Source organism: Martinezella calliandrae (assembly GCF_030272695.1).
Classification (GTDB): Bacteria; Pseudomonadota; Alphaproteobacteria; order Rhizobiales; family Rhizobiaceae; genus Rhizobium; species Rhizobium calliandrae.
This window is the reverse complement of record NZ_JARFYN010000128.1, coordinates 1-2,877: the sequence shown is the minus strand read 5'-3', so window position 1 is coordinate 2,877 and position 2,877 is coordinate 1. Positions and strand designations below refer to the sequence as shown.

General features: G+C 62.2%; 2 protein-coding genes. Both read right to left on the bottom strand.

Translation table 11 applies throughout. The annotated features are described in order from the left end of the window. Positions 1–141 precede the first annotated feature (141 nt). Positions 142–636 (bottom strand): 2-thiouracil desulfurase family protein, encoded by a 495-nt coding sequence (locus PY650_RS36215; RefSeq protein WP_285884897.1) that lies wholly within the window; start codon positions 634–636, stop codon positions 142–144. A 14-nt stretch (positions 637–650) separates the two neighbouring features. Beyond that, positions 651–2,765, bottom strand: a complete 2,115-nt coding sequence (gene glyS, locus PY650_RS36210) for a glycine--tRNA ligase subunit beta (protein ID WP_285884895.1) — start codon at positions 2,763–2,765, stop codon at positions 651–653. Positions 2,766–2,877: the final 112 nt, after the last annotated feature.

The following is a 2,877-nucleotide window of genomic DNA, read 5'->3' as shown; positions in this document are numbered from 1 at the left end:
GGCTCATCCGCGGCTTCCGCGTCAACGACGGCCGTCCGATGGCACAAAGCCGCCGCGCCGCCTAAAGCCGCAGCCAAACAGCCACACCGAACCGCCGGGTGCAAACCCGGCGGTTTTGCTTTGTGGGAGCAGTCAAGTTGCTCAGCCGGCGGCCGCAATCCGCTCGACCAGCCGGTCGATCTCACGATCGGAATAGACCTCGATGCCCGCCTGCTTCAGCACAGCCGCCGTCACGCCATGACCTGTATGCCGCTCGCCGGAAAAAGTACCATCATAGATGAAGCCGGAACCACAAGACGGGCTGCCGTCGACCAAGAGGGCGTATCGACAGCCGGTTTCCCGTACGAGCGCCAAGGCATTTTCGGCCGCCTGACGAAATTCCGCCGTGACATCGCCGCCGGTGATCTCCATCACGCACGCAGTGCCGGCAAGCACATCCTCGCCGGTCGCACCATCGGCGATTTCGGCTGGCGGTCGCGGCACGACCATGCCGGCGGACATTTCCGGACAGATCGTCACCAGCCTTCCCTCCTCGCACCAGCGGTCGATGGCCGGATGGATGAGCGGTTTGAAACGGCCGTCATAACGAACGGCATGGCCCATGAGGCAGGCGCTGACGAGGATTTTTCCAGTCATCGCGTCTCCGTGCCTTACCCCGAAATTTTCGAGAAATCCGCGACTGTGCCGGTTGCCTCGCGGATCAGGCGCAGCAGCGCCAGGCGGTTGGCGCGGATGGCGGCGTCTTCGTCGTTGACAAGGACATCCTCGAAGAAGCGGTCGACCGGCGCACGCAGCTTCGAAAGCGCTGACATCGCCGAGCGGAAATCTTCCTTGGCGATCGCATCGGAGGCCTCGGCAGAGGCTGCCTTGATGGCGACGAAGAGATCCTTTTCCGCATCGAGTTTGAGCAACGCTTCCGAAACGCCATCGGCTATGACGGTGCCCTTCTTCTCCTCGGCGGCGAGAAGCTGTGTGGCGCGCTTAGTGCCGGCAAGCAGGTTCTTGCCGTCTTCCGAGGTGATGAAGGCAGTCAGTGCATCGACGCGGCGGGCCACCATCAAAAGGTCGTCAGCTGCCGGCGTCAGCACGGAGTCGATGAGGTCGTAGCGGGCGCCCTGATCGCGCAGGTAGACTTTCAGGCGATCATGGAAGAAGGCGAGCAGATCAATGTCTTTCGTCGCTGCCAACAGCGACAGCCGAACCTTGCGTTCGAGCAGGATTCTCACAACGCCCAAAGCCGCACGGCGGAGCGCGTAAGGGTCCTTCGAGCCGGTCGGTTTCTCATCGATTCCCCAAAAACCGATCAGCGTGTCCAGCTTATCGGCCAGCGCAACAGTGATCGCAACCTTGTCCTCGGGGACGCGGTCGGATGGGCCCTGCGGCTTATAGTGATCTTCGATCGCGGCGGCCACCGAGGCGTCTTCGCCTTGCAACACGGCATATTTGCGGCCCATGAGGCCCTGCAGTTCAGGGAATTCGCCCACAGCTTCGGTGCGCAGATCAGCCTTGGCGAGCACAGCCGCGCGATCGGCCTTGGCCGGGTCGGCGCCGGTGATCTTGGCGAGTTCAGCGGCCAACGCACGAATACGGGAAACGCGTTCGCCCTGGCTGCCGAGCTTGGCATGGAAGGTGACGTTCAGCGTGTCCAGCTTGGCCATGCGCTGGTCGAGCGGCTTCCTCAGGTCGAGGCCGAACTTCGCGGCCGACGCTTCCAGCGTTTCAAGGTCCGGCAGATCGCCCTGATCGCGCTTCCAGAAATGCAGCGCATCGGAAAGGCGGGCGCGCACGACCTTGCCGTTGCCATGGACGATCTCCTTGCCGCCATCTGTCGCCTGGATATTGGCGACAAGGATGAAACGGCTGGAGAGTGTCTCGCCGACCTGCGGACGCGTGACGAAGCACTTCTGATTGGTCTTGATCGTCAGGCGGATGATTTCCGAAGGGATCGACAGGTAATCCTGTTCGAAGGAGCCCATCAGCACCTGCGGCCACTCCACCAGACCGGAGACCTCTTCCAACAGGCCCTCATCCTCGACCAGTTCCAGGCCGTTGGCAAAGGCGATGTCACGCGCATCGTGAAGGATAATGTCCTTGCGGCGTTCGGCATCGAGAATGACCTTCGCCTTTTCCAGGCTGGCCGCGTAGTCATCGAAGCGCTTGACGGTGATCGCCTGTGGCGCATGGAAACGGTGGCCGAAAGTCACGTTCGATGCGACAATGCCGTCGATCTCGAAGGGGATGACGGCGGTCTCTTCATGCTCCGTACCGAAGAGGCAGACGATCGATTGCAGCGGGCGCACCCAGCGCAGCGAGCCGGGCTTAGACGAGGCCTTGCCCCAGCGCATGGATTTCGGCCAGGGGAAATCCTTGATGATCCCCGGCATGATTTCGGAAATGATTTCCTCAGCAGCGCGGCCGGGCTTGGAGATGATCGCAACGTAGAAATCGCCCTTCTTCGGGTCGCTTTGCACCTGTGCTTCGGAGATGGAAGACAGGCCGGCGCCGCGCAGGAAACCTTCGATCGCCTTTTCATTGGCATCGGTGCGCGGTCCCTTGCGTTCGTCACGCACGTCGGCGGAGCGCGCCGTAAGGCCGCGAATGTCGAGCGTCAGCCGCCGCGGCGTCCAATATTCGCGCGCACCCTCATAGGAAAGACCCGCTTCGACCAGCGCGTCGGTGGCGAGCTTCTTCAGCTCGCCGGCAGCCTTGCGCTGCATACGGGCGGGAATTTCCTCGGAGCGGAGTTCGAGAAGGAGATCGGGCATAGGAGCTGTCTTTACGTTGAGGCAAAAATGATCCGGGCGGACTTAGCAAGCCCGGCGGCAAAAGTCATCCCGGCAAACGGCGAATTTACCATCCCCCGCCACCGCCGCCCCC